The organism is Devosia sp. RR2S18, assembly GCF_030177755.1.
GTDB lineage: Bacteria > Pseudomonadota > Alphaproteobacteria > Rhizobiales > Devosiaceae > Devosia > Devosia rhizosphaerae.
Genome location: NZ_CP126539.1, coordinates 1,044,706 through 1,065,639, shown reverse-complemented (window position 1 = coordinate 1,065,639; position 20,934 = coordinate 1,044,706). Strand labels below are relative to the sequence as shown.

At 61.6% G+C, this 20,934-nt stretch carries 21 protein-coding genes; 9 read left to right on the top strand and 12 right to left on the bottom strand.

Annotation, left to right across the window (positions count from 1 at the left end; genetic code table 11):
* The first annotated feature begins 3 nt into the window (after positions 1-3).
* Positions 4-780 (top strand): SDR family NAD(P)-dependent oxidoreductase, encoded by a 777-nt coding sequence (locus QOV41_RS05150; RefSeq protein ID WP_284579974.1) that lies wholly within the window; start codon positions 4-6, stop codon positions 778-780.
* Here QOV41_RS05150 and QOV41_RS05145 read toward each other — a convergent pair.
* Complete coding sequence (locus QOV41_RS05145) at positions 777-1,817, bottom strand: Ldh family oxidoreductase (protein ID WP_284579973.1); 1,041 nt, start codon at positions 1,815-1,817, stop codon at positions 777-779. The genes QOV41_RS05150 and QOV41_RS05145 overlap by 4 nt on opposite strands.
* A 136-nt stretch (positions 1,818-1,953) precedes the next feature.
* Between QOV41_RS05145 and QOV41_RS05140 the strand changes: the two genes are divergently transcribed.
* From QOV41_RS05140 to QOV41_RS05130, 3 genes are all read left to right on the top strand, one after another.
* The gene (locus QOV41_RS05140) at positions 1,954-2,850 is read left to right on the top strand and encodes an aromatic ring-hydroxylating oxygenase subunit alpha (RefSeq protein WP_284579971.1); all 897 of its coding nucleotides are present in this window, start codon (positions 1,954-1,956) and stop codon (positions 2,848-2,850) included.
* 190 nt (positions 2,851-3,040) lie between these two features.
* Positions 3,041-4,747 (top strand): Rieske 2Fe-2S domain-containing protein, encoded by a 1,707-nt coding sequence (locus QOV41_RS05135; protein ID WP_284579970.1) that lies wholly within the window; start codon positions 3,041-3,043, stop codon positions 4,745-4,747.
* 49 nt (positions 4,748-4,796) lie between these two features.
* The gene (locus QOV41_RS05130) at positions 4,797-5,444 is read left to right on the top strand and encodes a glutathione S-transferase family protein (RefSeq protein ID WP_284579969.1); all 648 of its coding nucleotides are present in this window, start codon (positions 4,797-4,799) and stop codon (positions 5,442-5,444) included.
* A 66-nt stretch (positions 5,445-5,510) separates the two neighbouring features.
* On the opposite strand, the gene QOV41_RS05125 is transcribed toward QOV41_RS05130, so the two are convergent.
* From QOV41_RS05125 to epmA, 3 genes are all read right to left on the bottom strand, one after another.
* Entirely contained in the window at positions 5,511-5,786 is a 276-nt protein-coding gene (locus tag QOV41_RS05125; protein WP_284579968.1) for a hypothetical protein, read from the bottom strand.
* Positions 5,787-5,870: 84 nt separating this feature from the next.
* The gene (locus tag QOV41_RS05120) at positions 5,871-6,914 is read right to left on the bottom strand and encodes a lysine-2,3-aminomutase-like protein (protein WP_284579966.1); all 1,044 of its coding nucleotides are present in this window, start codon (positions 6,912-6,914) and stop codon (positions 5,871-5,873) included.
* Entirely contained in the window at positions 6,911-7,951 is a 1,041-nt protein-coding gene (epmA, locus tag QOV41_RS05115) for an EF-P lysine aminoacylase EpmA (protein ID WP_284581184.1), read from the bottom strand. Before epmA ends, QOV41_RS05120 begins: the two co-directional genes overlap by 4 nt.
* Before the next feature lie 146 nt (positions 7,952-8,097).
* Between epmA and efp the strand changes: the two genes are divergently transcribed.
* Entirely contained in the window at positions 8,098-8,667 is a 570-nt protein-coding gene (gene efp / locus QOV41_RS05110) for an elongation factor P (RefSeq protein ID WP_284579965.1), read from the top strand.
* A gap of 45 nt (positions 8,668-8,712) precedes the next feature.
* Here the strand turns inward: efp and QOV41_RS05105 are convergent, their stop codons facing one another.
* The 6 genes from QOV41_RS05105 to QOV41_RS05080 form a co-directional block, all read right to left on the bottom strand.
* Entirely contained in the window at positions 8,713-8,934 is a 222-nt protein-coding gene (locus tag QOV41_RS05105) for a DUF2934 domain-containing protein (protein WP_284579964.1), read from the bottom strand.
* A gap of 57 nt (positions 8,935-8,991) precedes the next feature.
* Entirely contained in the window at positions 8,992-9,483 is a 492-nt protein-coding gene (locus QOV41_RS05100) for a YciE/YciF ferroxidase family protein (RefSeq protein WP_284579962.1), read from the bottom strand.
* A 170-nt stretch (positions 9,484-9,653) separates the two neighbouring features.
* Positions 9,654-10,691 (bottom strand): glycine betaine/L-proline ABC transporter substrate-binding protein ProX, encoded by a 1,038-nt coding sequence (proX, locus tag QOV41_RS05095; RefSeq protein WP_284579961.1) that lies wholly within the window; start codon positions 10,689-10,691, stop codon positions 9,654-9,656.
* An 88-nt stretch (positions 10,692-10,779) separates the two neighbouring features.
* A complete protein-coding gene (locus tag QOV41_RS05090; protein ID WP_284579959.1) occupies positions 10,780-11,712 on the bottom strand; it encodes an ABC transporter permease in 933 nt (310 codons plus the stop codon).
* Positions 11,705-12,931: a quaternary amine ABC transporter ATP-binding protein gene (locus QOV41_RS05085; protein ID WP_284579958.1), complete on the bottom strand. Its 1,227-nt coding sequence runs from the start codon at positions 12,929-12,931 to the stop codon at positions 11,705-11,707. The genes QOV41_RS05090 and QOV41_RS05085 overlap by 8 nt, the downstream gene beginning before the upstream one ends.
* 278 nt (positions 12,932-13,209) lie before the next feature.
* Positions 13,210-14,952, bottom strand: a complete 1,743-nt coding sequence (locus QOV41_RS05080) for an adenine nucleotide alpha hydrolase family protein (protein WP_284579957.1) — start codon at positions 14,950-14,952, stop codon at positions 13,210-13,212.
* A gap of 97 nt (positions 14,953-15,049) precedes the next feature.
* On the opposite strand from QOV41_RS05080, the gene QOV41_RS05075 reads away from it, so the two are divergent.
* From QOV41_RS05075 to QOV41_RS05060, 4 genes are read left to right on the top strand one after another with little or no spacing between them, the layout of a single operon-like run.
* Positions 15,050-16,156: an inositol-3-phosphate synthase gene (locus QOV41_RS05075; protein WP_284579956.1), complete on the top strand. Its 1,107-nt coding sequence runs from the start codon at positions 15,050-15,052 to the stop codon at positions 16,154-16,156.
* Positions 16,153-16,752, top strand: a complete 600-nt coding sequence (locus QOV41_RS05070; protein WP_284579954.1) for a histidine phosphatase family protein — start codon at positions 16,153-16,155, stop codon at positions 16,750-16,752. The genes QOV41_RS05075 and QOV41_RS05070 overlap by 4 nt, the downstream gene beginning before the upstream one ends.
* The gene (locus QOV41_RS05065; RefSeq protein ID WP_284579953.1) at positions 16,752-17,537 is read left to right on the top strand and encodes a TIGR04290 family methyltransferase; all 786 of its coding nucleotides are present in this window, start codon (positions 16,752-16,754) and stop codon (positions 17,535-17,537) included. Before QOV41_RS05070 ends, QOV41_RS05065 begins: the two co-directional genes overlap by 1 nt.
* A complete protein-coding gene (locus QOV41_RS05060) occupies positions 17,534-18,472 on the top strand; it encodes a glycoside hydrolase 5 family protein (RefSeq protein WP_284579952.1) in 939 nt (312 codons plus the stop codon). Before QOV41_RS05065 ends, QOV41_RS05060 begins: the two co-directional genes overlap by 4 nt.
* A 4-nt stretch (positions 18,473-18,476) precedes the next feature.
* On the opposite strand, the gene QOV41_RS05055 is transcribed toward QOV41_RS05060, so the two are convergent.
* Positions 18,477-19,865: a Coenzyme F420 hydrogenase/dehydrogenase, beta subunit C-terminal domain gene (locus tag QOV41_RS05055; RefSeq protein WP_284579951.1), complete on the bottom strand. Its 1,389-nt coding sequence runs from the start codon at positions 19,863-19,865 to the stop codon at positions 18,477-18,479.
* Positions 19,849-20,907, bottom strand: a complete 1,059-nt coding sequence (locus QOV41_RS05050) for a polysaccharide pyruvyl transferase family protein (RefSeq protein WP_284579950.1) — start codon at positions 20,905-20,907, stop codon at positions 19,849-19,851. Before QOV41_RS05050 ends, QOV41_RS05055 begins: the two co-directional genes overlap by 17 nt.
* Between the last annotated feature and the right edge of the window lie 27 nt (positions 20,908-20,934).

The window sequence follows — 20,934 nt, the reverse complement described above, 5'->3', positions numbered from 1 at the left end:
TCGATGTATCAGCTGCTCGATCCCAGCACCTTCGTGGTCTTCATCACTGGCGCCACCTCCGGCTTCGGCGCCGCCGCCGCCCGCCGCTATGCCGAAGCGGGCGCCAAAGTGATCGCCACCGGCCGGCGCGAGGAGCGCCTGGTGGAGCTGCAGCTCGAACTCGGCGCCAAAAACTGCCACATCATCCCGCTCGACGTGCAGGACCGCGCGGCCATGGAGCAGGCCATCGCCGACCTGCCGCCGCCCTTTGCCGGCGTCAACATCGTCCTCGCCAATGCCGGTCTCGCCTTGGGTCTCCAGCCGGCGCATGAGACCGATCTCGGCGATTGGGAGACCATGATCGCCACCAACATCACCGGCCTCGTCTATACCGTGCGGCTCCTCCTGCCGGGCATGATCGACCGCGGCGGGGGGCATGTGGTGACGTTGGGCTCGGTGGCCGGCGACTACCCCTATCCCGGAGGCTCGGTCTATGGCGCCACCAAGGCCTTCGCCAAGCAGTTCGCGCTCAACCTCCGGTCCGACGTGCAGGGCAAGAACATCCGCGTCACCAATATCGAGCCGGGCCTGACCGAGACGGAATTCTCGTTGGTCCGCTTCAAGGGCGATGAGGACAAGGCCGCCAAGCCGTATGCGGGCACCAAGGCCATGAATGCCGATGATATCGCGGAGTCCATTTTCTGGACCACCACGCTGCCCGCCCATGTCAACGTCAATCGCCTGCAGCTCATGGCAACGACCCAGGCCTTCGGCCCCTTCGACATCTACCGCGAAGGCTAGAGCCCGAGGAACCGCGCCGTATCCGGGTCGATGGGGATGCCCTTTTCGGCCCGACTTGCGGCCTCCTCCCACTCCCGATCGCCCGGCGCCAGGACGCGCTCAGCGCCGGGCCGCACCCGCGCCCCCCGCAGGCTCGCGAGATAGCGCGTGATCATCAGCCCGAAGAGCTCGCGCCCAACGAACTTGTCGGGGTCGATGACCAGCACGAAGTGGCCCATGTTCCGCGGGGTCGCGATATCGTCCCCGCCATACATGGGGATGAAATCGGTATCGAGTGTCGTCCCGGTGAGCAGCGCCGAGAACAGCGTGGCGACGCCCGCCAGCCCAGCGCCTTTGTGGCCATAATCCGCGCCGCCCAGCGGCAGCAGCATCTCGGCCGCATCTGCATCGGTGGTCGTCTGCCCGTCCGCGTCAGCTGCGACACCCTCGGGTAGCGGCAGCCCCAGTGACCGGTGCAGCAGCACCCGGTTCATCGGGATCGACGAGGTCGCCATGTCGAGCAGCCACGGCTTCTGCCCCGGCACCGGCGCGCCAAAGGCGAGCGGGTTGGTGCCGTGGAATCGCTCGGCGCCATCGAACAGCGCCACCATGGAATCGGTGTTGGTGGTGGCAAAGGTGACAAAGCCCAGTTCCGCCCCCGCCAAGGCATAGGCCCCGGCGGCACCAAGATGGGAGGAGTGGCTAACGCCCACCCCGGCTACGCCGCTTTCGCGCGCCAGCTCCATGCCTACCTCAACAGCGTGGTACATGGCGTAGTGCCCAAGCCCGTCATCGCCATGCACAATGGCGCTGCCCGCCGCGCGACGCTCCACCTGGAGTTGTGGGTTCTTGTTGAGCCGTCCACCGCCCAGCATGCGGCAATAATGTTCCGTCAGCCGCACGCCATGGCTGTCCACGCCTACCTGGCTCGCATGCAGCATAGCCGTGGTGGCGGCGCCGAGCGAAGCCTCGCTGGCGCCTGCCGCCCGCAACGCACCGGCCACGCGTTCCTCGAGCAGCGCCTCGGGAAACCGTGCCCCCTGTTCCGTGCTTGCCATCTGCTTCTCCCTTTCCTCAGCCTTATGCCACGGCGCCGGATCGAAGCGAACCATCCGGCGCATGATCCAGGACGAACTTTTCGGGTGGCACGGGCGTTCGACCGCGCTATGCTGAAGAGCAAAGTTGAGACCTGTCATGCCTTCATCACTCGACCCCGTCACGCGCGATCTTTGGCACGTCATTGCCGCCACTGACGAACTGCCCGTTGGGATGGTGGAAACCACCCTGCTGCTCGACACGCGCCTCGCACTGACGCGCGGCAGTGATGGCGCGCCTGTCGTCTGGTTGCGCAGCGATGAAGAAGCGGGCGATGAGATCGACCCCGAGACCATCCTCGAGCGCCTGCCGGTTAAGACCGCCTACGGCTATGTCTGGACCAGCCTGGGCACTCCGCAGAGCGAGCTCTTTCCCATTCCCGAATTTGCCGAGCCGGACCGGGTCAACATGAGCTGCGGGTCCATCGGCATCCACGTCTCGGCCCCGCGTGCCGTCGAGAACTTCCTCGACATGGGGCACTTCCCCTATGTGCACACCGATATCCTGGGATCCGAGCCCCATACCGAGGTCAAGGAATACGACGTCGAAGTCTCCGAGGAGCGGGACGAGGTGCTGGCCACCAAATGCCGCTTCATGCAGCCCAGAGCGGCTCTCTCGGCCAGCGGCAGCATCGAAGTCGAGTATGTCTATCGTGTCCCCCATCCTTTCTGCTCGGTGCTTTATAAATCCTGCCCCGAGGACGAAACGCGCCGCGATGTCATCGGCATTTTCCTCCAGCCCATGACGGAAGAACGCTGCCGCGCTCATCTGCTCCAGTCGATGATCGATTCCACCAATTCGATCACCGAGCTGCGCCGATTTCAGCAGACCATCTTCGGCCAGGACAAGCCCATTCTCGAAAACCAATACCCCAAGAAGCTGCCGCTCGATCCGCGCGCCGAAACCCCGATCCGCGCCGACAAAAGCGCCATCGCTTACCGCCGGTGGCTGAGCCAAAAGGGCATCACCTATGGGGTCATCCCGCAGGCGGGGTGACCGGCGCAGCCCACCCGCAGGGTCATTCCCGCGCGAGCGGGAATCCCTGTTGAAGATGCTGCCAACCCAGCAGAGGTCCCCGCTCTCGCAGGGATGACATAGAGTAGAGACGTTGCCCCGTACGCCAGGGCCACGCCAAACACGAATTTCGATCGTGGCGCGATCCAACAGACTTCGGATCTGATCGACCATGCCCCTTTCCCTCACCGATCCCCATTGGTACCCCATCGCCAGTTCGGACGATCTGCCCTTCCGCCATGTCTATCAGGGGCAGCTACTGGGCCGGGAATTGGCCGTCTGGCGCGCCGACGACGGCAATGTGAATGTCTGGGAAAACCGATGCCTCCATCGGGGCGTGCGCCTCTCCATTGGTATCAATGAGGGCCAGGAGCTCAAATGCCAGTATCACGGCTGGCGCTATGCCAATCGCTCCGCTGGCTGCACCTATATTCCCGCCCACCCCGCTGACGCACCGGCTCGCCGCATCGAAAACCGCAAGTACCCAGTGCGGGAGGCCTTCGGCCTTGTCTGGTCCGCCGCCAATGCCGAGCTGCCCTTCGCCCCCTTCCCAGGCGCGGAAGCAGCTGACTGGATTGCGCTCCGGCCCATGCCCGTCAACGCCGCGCCGGAAGACGTCGCCGCAGCCCTGGCGCGGCTCGCACCCGACGACCAGCCGGCCGAGATGCTCTCCGAACTGGTCGTGCGGTTGGCGCCCGTCACCTGGTTCGTACAGCCGGTCGATTCCACCCGCGCTGTCATTCGCGGCCTCCACGCCGGCCGTCCGGAAGCTCCGTTGACGGTGCTGCGGCATTACAACGAGATGCTGACCCGGCTGCGCGATCGGCTGGAGCGAGCCGCCGCTCGCAAGCCGCAGCCGGCGCCCCTGCAGCCGGTCTTCGAGCAGGTCTCGGTCGATCTTGCGACCATGCCCGACATCGCCGTGCCGCGCGGCAACACGATCCCCGTTGTGGTCAAGCGCAAATGGCAGTCGGCTGACGCCATTATGGGCTTCGAGCTGGCGGCGCGCGACGGCCACCTCCCAACCTTCCAACCCGGCGCCCACATCGACGTGCACCTGCCCAACGGCATGACAAGGCAATATTCCATCACCAATGGTCCAGGCGAACTCCTCAGCTACGTCATCGGCGTCAAGCAGGAGAGCACCAGCACCGGTGGCTCCCAGGTGTTGGTGGAGCGTGTGCGCGAGGGCGACGTGCTCGCCATTTCCGAGCCCCGCAACAATTTCCCGCTCCGCCGCGACGCCACCCGCACCGTGCTGATCGCCGGCGGCATCGGCATTACGCCGCTCCTCTCCATGGCTCGCTTTCTCGACAAGTCCGGCCTGCCCTATGAGCTGCATTATTTCACACGTTTGGGCGAGCAGGTCGCCTTCCGCTCCGAACTCGAAGTGCTGCATGGCCGCGTCGAGTTCCACACCGGGCTGCCGCGCGAAGCGAGTAGTGCTCGCATTGCCGAGATCCTGGGCGAGTACAGCTTTGCCCAGCACGTCTATGTCTGCGGGCCAGCGTCCATGCTGGAAACTGTGCGCGCCACGGCGGCGGCCCGGAACTGGCCCGACGAGGCCGTCCATTTCGAGTACTTCAAGAACGACAAGATCATCGACAACTCCACCGCCTTCGACGTGGAACTGGCGCGCTCGGCGATGACGCTGCATGTACCGGCCGGCAAGACCATCCTCGAAGCCATGCGCCAAGCGGGCCTGTCGGTCCCCTCCTCCTGCGAGCAGGGTGCCTGCGGCACCTGCCTCTGCGGGGTGATCGAGGGCGAGGTCGACCACCAAGACGTCTACCTCAACGAGAGCGAGAAGCGGGCCAATACCGCCATCCTCACCTGCGTCAGCCGCGCCAAGGGCGACCGGCTAGTTCTGGATATCTGATCATGCACCCCGCTCCCGCCTCCCCCAGCCCATCGCTCCGTGACTGCCCATGATCACTCTTTACGACTTTGAACTTTCTGGAAATTGCTACAAGCTCCGCCTGTTGATGAGCATTTTGGGCGTCAGCTACGACATCGTGCCGGTCGACTTCTTCCCCGGCCGCGAGCACAAGTCCGATTGGTTCCTGTGCCTCAACCCGTTCGGCCAATTGCCGGTGCTCACGGACGGCGACCTCGTCCTGTCTGACAGCGGCGCAATCCTTGCCTATCTCGCGAAAAAGTATGATCCCACAGGGCAGTGGTTCCCTGATGACCCGTCAGTCACCGCCGAAATCCTGCGCTGGCATGCAGTGGCCGATGACATCACCAGCACCTCTTCGGCGGCTCGGCTCGCTCTCGGCTATGACTACAATTTCGACGTGGAAGCCACGCAAAAGGGCGCACACCGCATTTTCCGCATCATGGACGAGCATCTCTGGTTCGGCGAGCGCGACGGCCGCGACTGGCTCTGTTCACCCGCACACCCCACCACCGCCGACATCGCCTGCTTTCCCTATGTGATGCTTTCCGAGGAAGGCGGCATCAGCCGGCAGGACTACCCTGCCCTCCGGCGCTGGACAGACCGCGTCCGCCGCATCCCTGGCTTTGTGGTCATGTCCGGCATCTTCCCGGCCGGCAAGGCGTTGGAGACCGCGTAAGCGCTCCCTTTCTTCACCCTTCCCCCTCGAGAGGAAGAAAGGGTGAGGGTGCCTACTACCACCGCTTCACCACTCCACCGGCCGCTTGAGCTTGATCTGCATGATGCGTTCGGTGTCACTGGCCTGGAGGAAACGCCCGCGCTCCATCAGCTCAAGCGTATATTCCTCGTAAGTCAGCCCCAGTGCCGCCGCCCGCCGTGCCCGCATCAGCGCAATTTCGTAGGGCACCTCGAAGGCCTCGCGATGAGCATGCTTCCAGTCGAAATACTTGCCCACCGGCCCCGCACCCCATTCGTGCGGCTCCTCGAGCGGCGGCCCGCCATTGTGACCCATGTCACTCATACTTCGTGTCCATCAAATCCGGATGGCGCACCACATCTGCTTCCCAGGAAGCAAGGTGCAGCAGCGCCCGCTTTGCTTCAAGCTCTATTCCGCCGGCGGATAGAGGTGCTCCTGCCCGCGATGGTCGCGAACGGTGAAGCAACCATCGGTGCCCGTGATTGCGCTCGTGCCGATATCGGCCTTGCCGTACCCCCCGGGAATGTCGAGGATATAGGTCGGCTGGCATAGCCCCGAGATTCGCCCCCGCAGTGCCGAGACGAGCCGTTGGCCTTCCTCGATCGACAGACGAAAATGGCTGGTCCCCGGCGCCAGGTCGGGGTGATGCAAATAATAGGGCTTGATGCGGTTTTCGACGAAGGTCCGCATCAGGGTTGCGAGCGTCTCGACATCATCATTCACCCCCCGCAACAGCACCGATTGGCTGACCAGCACCACGCCACCATCCGCCAGCCGCCTGACAGCCTCACGCGCAGCCGGTGAAAACTCCCGCGGGTGATTGGCATGCAGCGCCAGGTAAGTGGTCTTGCCGCTGGCCTTGAGTGCATCGATCAGCGCGCCATCCACCCGCTCGGGCTCCACCACAGGCACCCGCGTGTGAAAGCGCACAATTCTAACGTGTTCGATCCCGGCCAGCCGCGCGGTGATCTCCCGCAGCCGTCGCGGCGAGAGGACCAGGGGGTCGCCGCCGGTGAGGATAACCTCCCAAATCTCCTCATGCGCCGCGATATAGTTGATGGCGCGGTCCAGCGCTTCAGCCGTGAGCGTCCCCAAGCCAGAGGGACCTACCATCTCCCGGCGAAAGCAGAAGCGGCAATAAACCGGACACACATGCACAGCCTTGAGCAGCACCCGGTCGGGATACCGATGCACGATACCCTCGACCGGAGAATGCGCCAGATCCCCGATCGGATCGGCCCGCTCCTCGGGCGTCGTCACCAGTTCAGCGTCCGAGGGCACGAATTGTCGCGCTATGGGGTCATCTGGTGCAGAACTGTCCATCAGTTCGACAACACTTGGGGTGATCGCAATGGCGTAGCGCGACGCCACTGCCGCTAAGACGGCGGCATCGCGAGCAAGGCCGGCCCCGACCAGTTCGTCTACGGTTTTAATGGCGCGAGCGGGCTTCATTCGGCAACCGGCGCCCACAGCACCATCTCGATCCGCGGCGCCGCCGTGGCAAGCATCACCAGACGGTCAAAGCCCATTGCCACTCCACTTGCCTCGGGCATGATCGCCAAAGCTGCCAGAAACTCCTCATCGATGGGGTATTGCTCCCCATAAAGTCGGTGTTTTTCGTTCATCTCGGCGGCAAATCTGCGGCGCTGCTCCTCCGGATCGGTCAGTTCGCCGAAGCCATTGGCCAGTTCCACGCCACAGGCATAGAGCTCGAAACGCTCGCTCACCCGCCGATCATCCGCCGCCCGCCGGGCCAGCGCCGCCTCGCAGGCGGGATAGCGATCAAGCACTGTGATCCGCCCAAGGCCTAGATTTGGCTCGACCTTCTCGACCAGGACGCGACTGAAGAGATAACTCCAACTGCGATCCTCGGGCACGCTCAGCCCGCGCTCCGTCATCTGCTCGGCAAAGGCATCGCCATCGGCAATACCATCGGCATCGATGGTCGCGAGAAGATCGATTCCCGCATATCTTGCGAAGGCTTCAACAACGCTGATCCGCTCGGCTTCCGCCAATGGGTCGGCCTCTCGCCCGCGAAACTGCAGCTTTTTCGCCCCTGTAGTCTCCGCCGCAAGGCGCAGCATGGCAAGGCAGTCCTCGATTATAACGCCATAGTCCTCGCCCGCGCGATACCACTCGAGCATAGTGAACTCAGGATGATGCAGCGCACTCCGCTCGCGATTGCGCCAGACATGCTGGAAGCTGGCAATCCGCCGCTCGCCGGCCGCCAGCAACTTCTTCATGGTGAATTCGGGAGAGGTGTGCAAATACATAGCCTTGCCCTCCCCGTCATTGCCGATCATCGTCGTGCCGAAAGCGTGCAGATGCGTCTCGTTGCCGGGCGAACGCTGCAACCCAGGCGGGTCCACCAGCAGGAAATCCCGCTCGACAAGGTACTGCCGCAGTGCAGCATCGATCCGGTTCCGCGCCAGCAGAATTGGTCGTCGGTCGGCATGCCTATGCGGCGACCACCAGGAGCTTTCGGGCATGTCAGAAGAATTGCTCACGCGCTCTTGGCCGTTCGGACTAGAGATTTCCCAAGAGATAGGGTAGTTGGCGCACCGACAGAGTTTATTGACGGCGCGCTGGACAAAACGGCTCTACGCCGCGCCACGAGTTCTAACAAGGAAGAAATATGGTCAAGGTCATCGCCTCGTCGCTCCGCAAGGGCAACGTCGTCGAGCAGGACGGCAATCTGCATGTCATCCTCACCGCCGAGAACGTCCACCCCGGCAAGGGTAATTCGGTCACCAACGTCAACATGCGTCGCATCTCCGACGGAGTGAAGGTGATCGGGCGCTGGCGCACCGTGGAAATGGTCGAGAAGGCAGACGTCGACGATCGTGTCTATGACTATCTCTATTCCGACGGCGAAGGGCACCACTTCATGGAGCCCCAGACCTATGAGCAGATCACAGTTCCCGACGACGTCATCGGCGACCAAAAGGCCTATCTCACCGATGGCATGAAGGTGCACCTGATGACCCATGAGGGTGTGGCGCTCTCGATGGAACTGCCGCAGCGCCTGACCTTCGAGATCGTCGAAACGGAACCAGTGGTTAAGGGTCAGACAGCGTCGTCGTCCTACAAGCCCGCCGTGCTCAACAATGGCTTGCGCGTCATGGTGCCGCCGCACATCGATACCGGCACCCGCATCGTCATCCTCACGGAAGACAATTCCTACGTGGAACGCGCCAAGGACTGATTGTTCTGGAGGCGAATACAAAAGCGGGCCCTGCGGGGCCCGTTTTCATTTCTCTTCAATTTCACCGGCCGCAGCCCGCCAATTATCCTCGGCGCGCTCCTGCGGTGTGCCTTCGGCCAGCCATTTATCATAGGCTAGCTGGCGCTGATGCATCTCCTTGGCCTTGAGCCAGTAGTGGAATGCCCGATCTTCCGGCCTGCCGTCCTGCTCCCACAAGAAATATGCAGTGTTCCGAACAGCTTCGGCCAGATCTGTGTTCTTGCGCATCCCCACCCCAGGCGCCAGAAGAAAGGCACGGACCCAAGGTCCGTGCCTTTAGAAGACTTAAGCGGCCTTCTGGTTCACGCTGGCTTCAGCAACCTGCGTGAGCTTCTTGTCGGTGGCGATTTCTTCCGACAGGGTCTGGTCGAGCAGCTTGACGGCATCGTTCATGCCCAGCTGCTGAGCCCAGGTCTTGAGCGTGCCGTAGCGAGCGATTTCGTAGTGCTCGACAGCCTGTGCCGCGGCGGTCAGGCCAGCGTCAAGTGCGGGCGCGCCCTTGAAGTCGGACATGATTTCCTTGCCTTCCTCGAGAATGCCGAGGATCGCATCGCAGGTCTTGCCGCGCGGGGCCTTGCCGATCATCTCGAAGATCTGCTCGAGGCGCTCGATCTGACCTTCGGTCTCTTCGGCATGCTGCTCGAAGCCGGCTTTGAGCTTGTCGGACTGAGCTGCCTTGGCCATCTTCGGCAAGTTCTTCAGGATCTGCTTTTCGGCGTAATAGATGTCCTTGAGTGTCTCAAGGAACAGATCGTCGAGAGTCTTTTCGTTAGCCATTGTCATCTCCGGAAATTGGGTAGCTTGACGCTGCGTCAAAAACGAGCCGGCCCCTTAGTGGTTCCGGAACACCCCGAAGACTCTCTGGTATGTCGCGTAAAAAGGGCTCCCGCGCAATTGCGCGGGAGCCCTCAGTCCACCATGGCTGCGCTTAGGCAGCCGGCGTCTTTTTACGACTGCGCGGCGGCACGAGCTTCTTCAAGCCAGCCGTCAACCATGTCGCGGTTCTCTTCGATCCAGGTGGATGCCTGGTTCTGGATGTCTTCGGAGCTACCGGCACCCGCATTCATCTCAGCGTTCTGGGCGAAGATGGCCTGCAGCGGGATGGAAGTGACCTCGAGCAGCTTTGCAGCGGCCGGGTTGTCTTCAAGGAAGGCCGAATTGGCCACCGGCACGATGTCGTTGGCAGGGAAGCCGAGCTTGCACGGATCGGCGACGCAGCCTTCGACGCCCTCGAGCACAGCCGCATCGGCGAGATCGGCCATATCTTCAGGCAGATTGACCTCGGGGACCTCGATCCACATCACGTCTTCGCCCGGCACCAGCTCGTTGACGGTCCAGTTTGGCGTCCAGGTGTAGAAGAAGATCGGCTCGCCTGCTTCATAGGCGGCAACCGCGTCGGCCATCGAAGCCGAATAGCTGGCCTTGATGGGGTTCACGTGGTCGCGCAGTTCATAGGCGTCCAGATGATGCTCGATATTGATCTCGCAGCCCCAGCCCGGAGGGCAAGCGACGAGGTCGGCACGGCCGTCACCGTCCCGGTCGAAGGCTTCCTTCACTTCAGGACGCTTGAAGTCCTCAAGAGACTGGATGTCGAACTCTTCGACCGACGCCTTGTCGACGAGATAGCCCTCCAAAGCGCCGCCTTCGGCGACGGCACCGATGATCTCGGCCTGACCTTCGAAAGTGCTCTGATAGGTGTTGTGCAGCGGGAACCAGCCATTGACCCAGAGGTCAACGTCGCCCTGAGCAACCGCCTGATAGAAGGGCGGGTTGTCGAGCGTGGTCGGGCCCTGCACGTCATAACCCAGTTCTTCAAACAGTTGCTTGTAGATCTCGGCATGGAACCAGCCGGTATCCCAAGTGGCCTGTGCCATATTGATCGTGGTGCCGGCACCCGGCTCTTCTTGAGCGAGCACGGCTGCTGGAGCCGCCGACAGCATGGCTGCAGCGGAGAGGACGGCGAGGGACTTCGTGAGACGGAACATAGGTTTTTGTCTCCCTTTGTTGGTTCTTGTTGTTGCGGACCTTAGGGTCCGCTCGAAGTGGCGCAGACTTGCGCCGCGTTGAGAAAGGCTAGTTTGCCTTTCGCGTTTCCCCGGTGACCACAGGGCGGCCACGGCGGAAGAAGGTGAGCAGGGTATGGCGGAGCGAAACGGTGCGGAATCCGCTGTTTTCGCCTAGAGCCTGCGTAATGCGATCCAGAATAATGGCGAGCAGAACGATACCGACACCGCCTGCTGTGGCGCCGCCAACATCGAGGCGCCCGAGACCGGTGTAAACCGTGAGGCCCAAGCCTCCGGCACCAATCATGGAAGTGATCACCACCATCGAGAGCGCCAGCATTAGGGTCTGGTTTAGGCCTGCCATGATGGTGCGCAGGGCGAGCGGAAACTGCACGTCCTTGAGCATCTGCCAGGAGGTGGAACCGAATGCTTCCGCGGCCTCAATCAGGTCGGCGCGGACATTGCGGATGCCAAGATTGGTGAGGCGCACAATCGGGGGCAGAGCGAAGATGATGGTGGCGATGATCCCCGGAGCCATGCCGACGCCGAAAAGCATGACGATGGGCACAAGATACACAAAGGACGGGATGGTCTGCATAATGTCGAGCACCGGCCGGACCACCGCGAGAACCTTGTCGCTGCGGGCCGCCAGGATACCCAAGGGGATGCCGAGCACCACGCAGAACAGCACCGAAGTGATGATCATCGAGAGCGTGGTCATTGTCTCGGGCCAGAGCCCGATCATGTCGATGAAAACGAGGGCAATGACGGTGAAAATTGCTACGCCACGACCAGCGGTGCGCCAGGCGATGAAGGCGAGCACCGCGGTGAAGGCCAGCATCGGCACAGCATTGAAGAAGGTATCGAGCCAGGCAAGTACGGAACTGACCGGCACCTGCATTGCCCTGAAGAAGGGTCGGAAGTTCGGCACGATCCATTCGCGGACGAGCACGTTGACCCAGTCGTCGAACGGAATCATCAGGAGATCGGATGGACTAGGCATGTGTCGCTCCTTTCGCCTCATCTTCAGCTAACGGCGGCGTCACGGCTTCGCCTGACAATTGCGCCAGAACCGCCTCGGGTTCGACGACGCCGACCAGCTTGTTGTCTTCGTCTGTAACTGCAATCGGCAGGCCAGCACTGGCGGGGCCATAGAGCTCGTGCAGGGATGCACCGGCCTCGACGGAAGAAAAGCCCGATGTCATGGCCTCGGCCAGCGTGGTGTTGTCGTCACGGGCGGCGACGACCGCATCCTGATAGGTGATGACGCCGGCAATATCTTCGCCATCGAGGACATAAAGCGCGTTGCGATTGAGATCCTCCATGTTCTGAAGGGCGGTTTCGGCCGTGTCGGTATGCAACTGCAATGACACCGGCTCCTGCGCGATCGTATCGGCTGTGAAGACCTTGCCGCGATCGATGTCAGCGACGAAGGCTGCCACATACTCGTTCGCTGGACTGTCGACGATCTCCTGGGCAGAGCCGATCTGGACGAGCTCGCCATCCTTCATGATGGCGATGCGGTCTCCCAACAGCAGCGCCTCGTTGAGGTCGTGCGTGATGAAGACGATGGTCTTTTTGAGCGTCTTCTGCAGGCGCAGCAGCTCGTCCTGCACTTCCCGGCGGATGAGCGGATCGAGTGCACCAAACGGCTCGTCCATCAGCAGCACCTGAGGATCAGTCGCTAGGCCTCGGGCAAGCCCCACACGCTGTTGCATACCACCCGAGAGATCTCCCGGCTTGCTCTCGGCATAGGCGGCAAGGCCCACCTGCTCCAGAGCGTGAAGCGCACGGCGGCGGCGCTCGGCCACGCCAACGCCCTTCACCCGCAGCCCGTAGGCAGCGTTTTCAAGCACGCTCATATGGGGAAACAGCGCAAAGTGCTGGAAGACCATCGAGATTTTCTCCCGACGAATCCGACGCAGTGTTTCGGCTGAACAGGAGGCTACATCCTCCCCGTCGATCAATATTTCGCCGCTGGTGGGGCGGATCAGCCCGTTGAGCATGCGGACCAAGGTGGATTTCCCCGAACCGGACAGCCCCATGACGACGAAGATGTGCCCCTCTTCGACGTCGAAGCTGGCGTCTTGGACGCCGACCGTCTGGCCCGTTGCTTCGAAAATGACTTCTTTGCTCTGTCCTTGCTGCAACCGCTCCAGTGCGATCTGCGGCTGGTCTCCAAAGATCTTAAAGATGTTTTGAACTTTTAACTTAGGTGGCATGTAGCTGATGTTGCATCGCCGCGACTGTATTCACAGCCAGCTAAGCAATATCTCCTTTTACATTTGCACAAACACAAGAAGGCCGCCGAATTCCCATACAGAATCCAGCGCAACATCCATCAATGTTCACGTGCTTTGAATGCAACCTAGGCTATTCCGCCTCGGAGATCAACCCGAGGCGCATTCCGATGAACTTTTGCCGCCGCGAAGCCGCCGCAATCTGGCTAGATAAATGTTGAGCGAAGGGCTCTCCTCCCCGTACGAATACGGGTCGAGAACTAGGACGCTGCCGCTGCCGTCGCGGAGCCCTCGGCTGTGTCGTGCTGCCCGGCAACACAGCTTTCGAGCCGGTGGGAATAGGATTGAATCAGGGCAGCGATACCAGCCTGCTCAGCAGCGCCGCACCGGCCAGCGGCCTGTGTCCAAAGTCCTATCTGGAAGGCGAGGTAGCAGATCTCCATCGCCTGCAGCAGCGCGAGATCAGCAGTGGCACTTTCTCGAACTATCTCCACCAACTGAGCCAAGTGCCCGTGAGTCAGCGCCAGCTCCACCTTCGCGCCGGCGATGTCCCAGGTGATGTCCTGACTTCCGATCAGGTCATGCGCGGCATGATGGTCAAGCGCATCCGTCTTCAGGAGCGAGTTGTCCTCGGTGACAACCCACTCCCACCGATGCAGTCGATTATCGGTGCAGCAGGGCTGCGGGTGAAATCGTGCAGGATCACCAAGGGCGTTGCGAACCCGCTCTTCGGCACCACCACCAAGACATTGACCCGCATTGTATGCGGCCATTCCGAAAAGAGTTGGGAGAGAGGCACCAGCATAGGGCGCCATTTGGCGTGCGCGGACCGCAAGGTAGCGGCCAACTTGCTGCACCTGATCCGGCTTCAGCGGCAGCTGCAGCTCATCACCAGCGACCCACGGCTCCACCAGAAAACCGTGACAAAGCGCCACGGGCTCTGAGGTCAGCCCCTTCTGGCCCAGTTGTTGGCCCAAGGCCAACTTGCGCTCACCGAAGGCGCCCAGTCCAGAAAACTTGACCAGATAGTCACCACCGGTGGTCCGGGCCAGGAACTTGCGCTTCTCAAGGGCTGTGTCCACCGGGATGGTAGAGGGACGATCCTGAAAGCGGCGCCAGGCACCACCAGAGAGGTTCTCCATCGGTGCCGTCAGGTTTCCGACCGCAGCAGAGACCCAGGAACTCAGCAGCCCATCGTTGAAAACGATTTCGTCGAAACCGACAAAGTGCCGGTTGGCATTCGCCCAGCGCCGAAGATGCGCCTCTTGCGCGGCGCCGCCCAGCTCCCCTCCATGGCTAGGGAAAAAGTGAACCTGGTGCTCACCCATGCCGCGCTCCACAAGCCAGTCGGCAACGCAGTTCAAGGAACTGCCGGAATAGCCCGGGCCTTCATCAACAATTGCGAATGGAGCGTTCCTGTCACGCAGGATCCGTTCCTCAAGGTCGGGGGCAATCGAAAGTTGGCGGTCAAACGGATGTCCGGAGGGACGGACCGTCAGTGCTGGACCGGCATTGAGGCCTGCGGCCACCATAGCCGCGAGGCTGGTGCCGATGCTCCGAATACCAATAACGACAGTGCTGGGGGGAAGGCCGGACTGGGCCGCAGCCAGGAGGTAGCTTTCCGGATATAGGGCGTAAAAGGCAAAGCCTTCGGCCTGCTTCGTCCGGATCTGACCGGGCTGCGCAAGGATCCTCAACTGGTCCTGGCACGGTGGCAGAACCTGCTCGCGAACGCCGCTTTCCCAGGAGGATTTGAGCACATGAGCCAAGAGCAGCAGCAGCTCGCTCCCTGTTTGCTGCAAAGAGGTGTGCTCATCCGCTCCGGCCTTCTCGAACTCGGCATCTGCGATACCTTGCACGAGCTCGCCTAGGCGGATGTAAGCGGCCACAAGTGCGGCATGCCGGTCAATGCCGAGCTCTAGGTGGGCAATACGCTCAAGGCGGCATTCGACATCGGATGCGACACCGGCACGATCTTCGACGCACTCCAAATCCCCATACACCAGCAACTCGCCACCTCCCCTTTGCTCCGGCCCCGGGAGGAACAAAGCTCGGTGGGTTCCGTTGCTCCCTCAAGATTGAAACTATGGAGCGTCACCAATGGCAGAGCGGAAGGTACGGATCGGGATCGTGGGCGTGGGGAACTGCGCCTCCTCGCTGGTGCAAGGACTGACGTACTACCGTGATGCCGACGGCAATGAGCCAGTGCCAGGATTAATGCATGTTAATTTGGGCGGCTACCATGTCTCCGATATCGTGGTCGCTTCGGCGTTCGACGTTGCTGGCAACAAGGTGGGCAAGGACGTCGCCGAGGCGATCTATGCTCAGCCTAACAATACTCATCGCTTCGCGGACGTTGCAGAGACTGGCGTGAAAGTAACACGCGGCAAAACGCTGGACGGTATCGGGCGCTACCTCCAAGAGGCGGTGCTAGAGTCGGACGCACCCGAAGCCGATGTCGCCGAGGAATTGCGGCGCAGCGGCACCGATGTGCTGATCTCCTATCTCCCCGTAGGGTCGGAAGAGGCAACGCAGTTTTATGCCGAACAGGCCCTCAAGGCCGGTTGTGGATTTGTGAACTGTATTCCCGCCTTCATCGCCTCCAAGCCCGAATGGGAGCAGCGTTTCGCCGATGCAGGCCTGCCGATCGTTGGCGATGACATCAAGAGCCAAGTGGGCGCCACCATCGTGCACCGCATGCTGGCCAATCTATTCCGCGACCGTGGGGTCAAGATTGACCGCACCTATCAGCTCAATTTTGGCGGCAACACCGACTTCCTCAACATGCTGGAGCGGGATCGGCTGGAATCCAAAAAGATCAGCAAGACCCAGGCAGTGACCAGTCAGATCGACGTTCCTCTCGCAGCCGATAACATCCATGTCGGGCCGAGCGATCATGTGCCATGGCTGACCGACCGCAAGTGGGCCTATATCCGTTTGGAGGGCACCACTTTCGGCGGCGTGCCGCTCAGCGCCGAACTCAAGCTCGAAGTCTGGGACTCGCCAAACTCAGCGGGCGTTGTCATCGATGCGGTGCGGTGCGCCAAGCTGGCGCTAGACCGCGGTATCGGCGGTGCGCTGGTGGGCCCCTCCAGCTACTTTATGAAGTCACCGCCGCGCCAATTCACTGATGCCGAAGCCCGTCGCCGCACGGAGGACTTCATCGCCGGGCTGGACGAACCAGTGCTGGGAGAAGCGGCGGAGTGACCACGACGTTCTATCTGGTCCGTCACGCCGCACATGACAATGTCGGCGGCTTCCTTGCTGGCCGCAAGCCGGGCGTGGTTCTGGGCAAGGATGGCCTGGCGCAAGCCGAGCGGCTCGGCCAGCGCATGAAGCGCGAGAGTTTCAGCGCAGTGTACGCCAGCCCGCGCGAGCGGACGCAGCAAACCGCAGCAGCCATCACCTCGGCCTGCGGCACCCCGTCAGCCCAAACCAGTGAGGCGCTCGACGAAGTCGATTTCGGCCCTTGGTCGGGCAACACATTTGACGTGCTGAACAAAGATCCCGCTTGGCTCGCCTGGAACAGCACGCGGAGCCTCGCCCGTGCAGCCGGCGGCGAGACTATGCTGGACGTGCAGAAGCGGGTGATCGACTTCATGCTCGAACTCGCCCGGAGCAACCCGGATAGCCGCCTGGTGCTGGTCAGCCATGCCGATGTCATCAAAACGGCGGCAGGCTTCGTTCTGGGTCTCCCAATCGATGCGTGGCCGCGCTTCGATGTCGGACCAGCTTCGATCACCACCCTCGTACTTGGCGATTGGGGCGCCAAGCTTCTCAAGCTCAACGAGGTCATCGACTGATGAGCATACAGGCAGAGGACAGCCGAATGGGTCTATCCACCACTGAGATACAAAAGCAGGTCGATGCTCTCGGCCCATGGTTCCACAATATCGATCTGGGAGGAGTCCGCACCGCACCCAACCATTTCCTGGGCGACTACCCGCACATGAAATGGCGGAAGTTTGCCGACGCAATTCCGGCAGACCTCACGGGCAAGACCGTGCTCGATATTGGCTGCAACGCCGGTTTCTATTCGATCGAGATGAAGAAGCGCGGCGCCGACCGGGTGCTAGGCGTCGATTTCGACGACGTCTATCTCAACCAGGCCAAATTTGCGGCAGAGGTGGCGCAAGCTGATATCGAGTTTCGCAAGCTGTCAGTTTACGACGTTGGCTCGCTTCAAGAGCAGTTCGACGTGGTGATCTTCATGGGGGTTCTCTATCACCTGCGGCATCCCCTCCTTGCGCTAGACCTCATCCGTGAACACGTGGCCAAAGATCTGCTGGTTTTCCAATCCATGCAGCGGGGCAACAGCGAGGTGAAGCCAGTAGCCGAAAACTACCCCTTCACCGATGTCGAGCTGTTCGACGAACCCAGCTATCCGAAGATGCACTTTATAGAGCACCGCTATGCCGACGATCCCACCAATTGGTGGGTGCCCAATGCAGCCTGCGTTGAAGCCATGCTGCGCAGTTCGGGTTTCGAGATCGTCTCGCACCCTGAAGCCGAAGTTTACATCTGCCGAGCCGCACAGCGCTCGGACTATGCCACCCCCATCTATCCAAGCAAGGGAGCCGCCTCGTGATCAAATCGGCCATGATCTGGAACGAACCCAACAACAAGTCACATTGGGATCCCGAGATCGACCCTGAATGGGTCCGGTTTGGTGAGATGGCCTGCCTTGCGACCGATGCGATCAAGTCTGCCAACCCTGAGATCAAAAGGGTGCTCGGAGGCATATCGCCGATCGACGCCGGCTTCATGGACAAGATGAAGGCCTATGGGGTTCTCGACCGGGTCGATGCCGTAGCCGTGCACGGTTTCCCACTCGATTGGAACCTGTGGCAAATCCACGATTGGCCCAACAAGATCGATGAAATCCGTGCGGTGACCGACCTGCCGATCTGGGTCAGCGAAGTCGGCGTTTCGACATTTGGTGCCGAGGAGGTCCAACTCTGGGGTCTGCAGCGCACCGCCGAACTGCTCAAGGGCAAGGTCGAGCGCATTCAATGGTACAGCCTTTACGACCTACCAAGCTCCTGGGAGGCGACCACCCGCCACCGGGAGGCCGAGGGGTCGAGCTATTATCGGCACTTCTATATGGGCCTCTTGCGTGAGGACGGCTCGCCCAAGCCAGCTCTGGAGGAGTTCCGGAAGCATACGCCCGACATGGGGCTGGTGCAGTGGTTCCACTACGAGGATCACCGGCTAGACAATGCCGTCGCATGGTTGAAACGCCTGGGAGTAACCTATCTACGCACCGGGCTTTCCTGGGCGGACAGCTTCCGTCCGAACGCGCTGGACTGGTTCGACCGGCAGATGGAAGCGCTCGAAGATTTCGACGTTACGGTGACCTTCTGCTTCACGCCGGAACATCGTGGCATCGCTCCACACCACACCAGTGCGCCTCAGGTGCCTGAGGAGTTCGCAGCATTCTGCGCCCAGATGATCGAGCGCTACGCTCCGGCGACGACCAATTCGTCGGCGGCGAACGCCTCCCCCCAGCGATTGGTAGTCTGATCCTTCAGCCGTCTCGGCCCGACAGGCCGAGGCGGCTCACCAATTTGCCGATCCAGCCGCGACCATAAGTAAGCCCCTGATAGGCGCTGAGCGCCTGATGACCCCAGCGGATATAGATATTGGGCTTCTGCAGCTTTCGCGCCGCCCAGAACACGCGATGGCTCCAGGCGCTGATCCCGTAACGCATGCGATAGATCGCTTTACGTCGCAGCGGAAGCGCGTTGCTCGGCTTCACCCGCTTGCGTGGACGCAAGCCGGCCCGCAACCATGTCAGGCGATAGGCGAGGCCTTCGCGACGCTGCCGCAAACCGGCTGCCTGGGTGTGGGCAATGAACTCCGCATCCACCGCCTCGAGCTCGAGCCGGCCATGCGCCATGGCGCTCTCCACCAGCCCATGGAGTTCAGGCGAACGAACGATCACCACGTTGGTGCCCCTGCCATCCGAGGAATAGGGCTCCACCCATGCATCACCGAAGGCAATATCGGCCGTTTCCGCCATGACGTCGTCGCAGAAATTGCATGCCGAGCTCATGAAGAATCCCGCTCCCCAGTCGCCGTCACAAAGATGCCACCAATCCTGCTGGCGCGTTGTGCCGTCCTTGAGAGCCAGATGGGCTGTATACCAGTTCGCTGGTCGCTCTGGGTTTTTCAGCCGATATTCAGGCTGGGCAACCGCATCGATATCGACGCCTAGCTGCCAGGCAAAACTCTCCACCAGCCGGGCGCTCTTCATGTGTCCGCAAAAGAGTCCCAGCGTGTGGGTGATCCGCTCCTGCAGAACGGGATCGGTCTGGCGCAGCAGGCTGATGGCCTTGATGAAGCAGGGAATGCCAACAACGGCGTAGCGACCCGGCTCGTTGCGGATCGTTTCGATCACGCCCGAGAGTTCGACCGGATAGTAGCGCGACTTGGCACCCGAGCACAGCTCGTCCAGCGTTCGGGAAATCCGGTACCCAAAAAAGCCGTCACTGTCGGGGGTCGGCCCAACATGCGCGACCCCATCGACCAACCCCTGTCGCAACAATTCGGCTGCTACCCAGGTGACCATCCCTCCTGAACTGCCATTGGCGCGGTAGTCTTCCTCAGCCACCGCTCCGACGTAGTTCCCTTCAAAGCGCCCTAACCGGGCGTCCAATGACGGAGCTGTTGGAAAGCGAACCTCAGCCAAGTGGTCTTCATCGGTAGCCCGGGGGGAGAATGGGCAGATTTGCGCCATGGCTTGGCTTTTGCCGTTGAGCCAAGCCTCAGACCCACTCGGCTCGAACTGCCCATAGCGGTTGAGCGCCATCTTCGCGTCGCCGCCAGCCAACTGCCCTACGCAACTGCCGCAGCCGATGCAGAGGCCGCTGGAAATAACCTGCTTGGGGCTGATCGCTTCAGGAGAGGACGGCATCAAGGAAACTGTTAGACTGCGCCCTGAGGCGGGAAATGTTACGCGCAATTGCGGGGTCAGGGGCATCGCCCAGAATGGCCGCATAGGTCTCGTCGGGAGTTTCAGCTGACACCATGTGCCGCTGCGCTCCGAGCGCCGTTGTCAGATCGCGAACCTTGTTGAACCGGTAGTTGGACGGGGCGGTGGCCAAGGGCTTGCCGTTCAACAGCGCGAACACGCAGCCATGAAAGAAGTTAGTCACGACGGCGCTCGACGCCGCCATGAACGCGGCGAACTCGTCGGGCCCCGCGTCGATCCACTGTTCGTCTGCCCAGTCGTTGCGATAACCGATGCTGACCAGACTATGCCCCACGTCGCTGGCCCAGCGCCGAACTGCATCTGTAAACCAATCTGGAAAGCCGTGCCCGTAAACGGCAACATAGCTTTCCCGCTCCGGCAGATTGGCTGAAGAGACGATAAGCTCGGGAAATTTTAGACACGGATCAAGCACCAACGGCGGATCTTCCCCTGTGGCCCCCGTCACCAGCCGCCGCGAATTCTCATCGCGCACGGAGATGGCGTCGAAGTGCTGCAACCGCTCTGCCCAGACGCTACTCAGCCCCGCTTCCGCGGACTGGCTACCGAAACTGGCGGCATAGGAGACGCGACGAGCGGCAAGTCCTTCGCCCCAGAACAGCGGCTCGCCACCATACCAGGGGTGCTGCAGGTTCCACACCTCATCGCTACCGACGACCACATAGTCGAACGGCTCCTCCGGCGTGCCATCTAGGGGGAACGGCTTGGACAGTGGCAGCCCGTCAAATGCGGCGAAAAACTTGCGGGCCTTAATAGCGTAGATCTGCCGCTGATCACCTGTATTGGCCTGGAAGCGGTCCGGCCACAGCGCGACCCGCCACTCATCCCTGTTTACCGCAGCCGAATGATGATCCAGCAAGACTGCATCGTGCCCGCGCGCCTGTAACCCTTCCACCAAGCACCTGGCCTGCCAGTAGGAACCATAGTTGATGCAGCGGTGGAAGGTCAGAACGCCAATCTTGGACAAACGCATACTCGTAGAAGAAAGAGGGGC

Bases quoted from the DNA above. Each gene is read 5' to 3' on its own strand.
- QOV41_RS05150 (WP_284579974.1), top strand. From the start codon at position 4: ATGTATCAGCTGCTCGATCCCAGCACCTTCGTGGTCTTCATCACTGGC.
- QOV41_RS05145 (WP_284579973.1), bottom strand. From the start codon at position 1,817: ATGGCAAGCACGGAACAGGGGGCACGGTTTCCCGAGGCGCTGCTCGAG.
- QOV41_RS05140 (WP_284579971.1), top strand. From the start codon at position 1,954: ATGCCTTCATCACTCGACCCCGTCACGCGCGATCTTTGGCACGTCATT.
- QOV41_RS05135 (WP_284579970.1), top strand. From the start codon at position 3,041: ATGCCCCTTTCCCTCACCGATCCCCATTGGTACCCCATCGCCAGTTCG.
- QOV41_RS05130 (WP_284579969.1), top strand. From the start codon at position 4,797: ATGATCACTCTTTACGACTTTGAACTTTCTGGAAATTGCTACAAGCTC.
- QOV41_RS05125 (WP_284579968.1), bottom strand. From the start codon at position 5,786: ATGAGTGACATGGGTCACAATGGCGGGCCGCCGCTCGAGGAGCCGCAC.
- QOV41_RS05120 (WP_284579966.1), bottom strand. From the start codon at position 6,914: ATGAAGCCCGCTCGCGCCATTAAAACCGTAGACGAACTGGTCGGGGCC.
- epmA (WP_284581184.1), bottom strand. From the start codon at position 7,951: ATGCCCGAAAGCTCCTGGTGGTCGCCGCATAGGCATGCCGACCGACGA.
- efp (WP_284579965.1), top strand. From the start codon at position 8,098: ATGGTCAAGGTCATCGCCTCGTCGCTCCGCAAGGGCAACGTCGTCGAG.
- QOV41_RS05105 (WP_284579964.1), bottom strand. From the start codon at position 8,934: ATGCGCAAGAACACAGATCTGGCCGAAGCTGTTCGGAACACTGCATAT.
- QOV41_RS05100 (WP_284579962.1), bottom strand. From the start codon at position 9,483: ATGGCTAACGAAAAGACTCTCGACGATCTGTTCCTTGAGACACTCAAG.
- proX (WP_284579961.1), bottom strand. From the start codon at position 10,691: ATGTTCCGTCTCACGAAGTCCCTCGCCGTCCTCTCCGCTGCAGCCATG.
- QOV41_RS05090 (WP_284579959.1), bottom strand. From the start codon at position 11,712: ATGCCTAGTCCATCCGATCTCCTGATGATTCCGTTCGACGACTGGGTC.
- QOV41_RS05085 (WP_284579958.1), bottom strand. From the start codon at position 12,931: ATGCCACCTAAGTTAAAAGTTCAAAACATCTTTAAGATCTTTGGAGAC.
- QOV41_RS05075 (WP_284579956.1), top strand. From the start codon at position 15,050: ATGGCAGAGCGGAAGGTACGGATCGGGATCGTGGGCGTGGGGAACTGC.
- QOV41_RS05065 (WP_284579953.1), top strand. From the start codon at position 16,752: ATGAGCATACAGGCAGAGGACAGCCGAATGGGTCTATCCACCACTGAG.
- QOV41_RS05055 (WP_284579951.1), bottom strand. From the start codon at position 19,865: ATGCCGTCCTCTCCTGAAGCGATCAGCCCCAAGCAGGTTATTTCCAGC.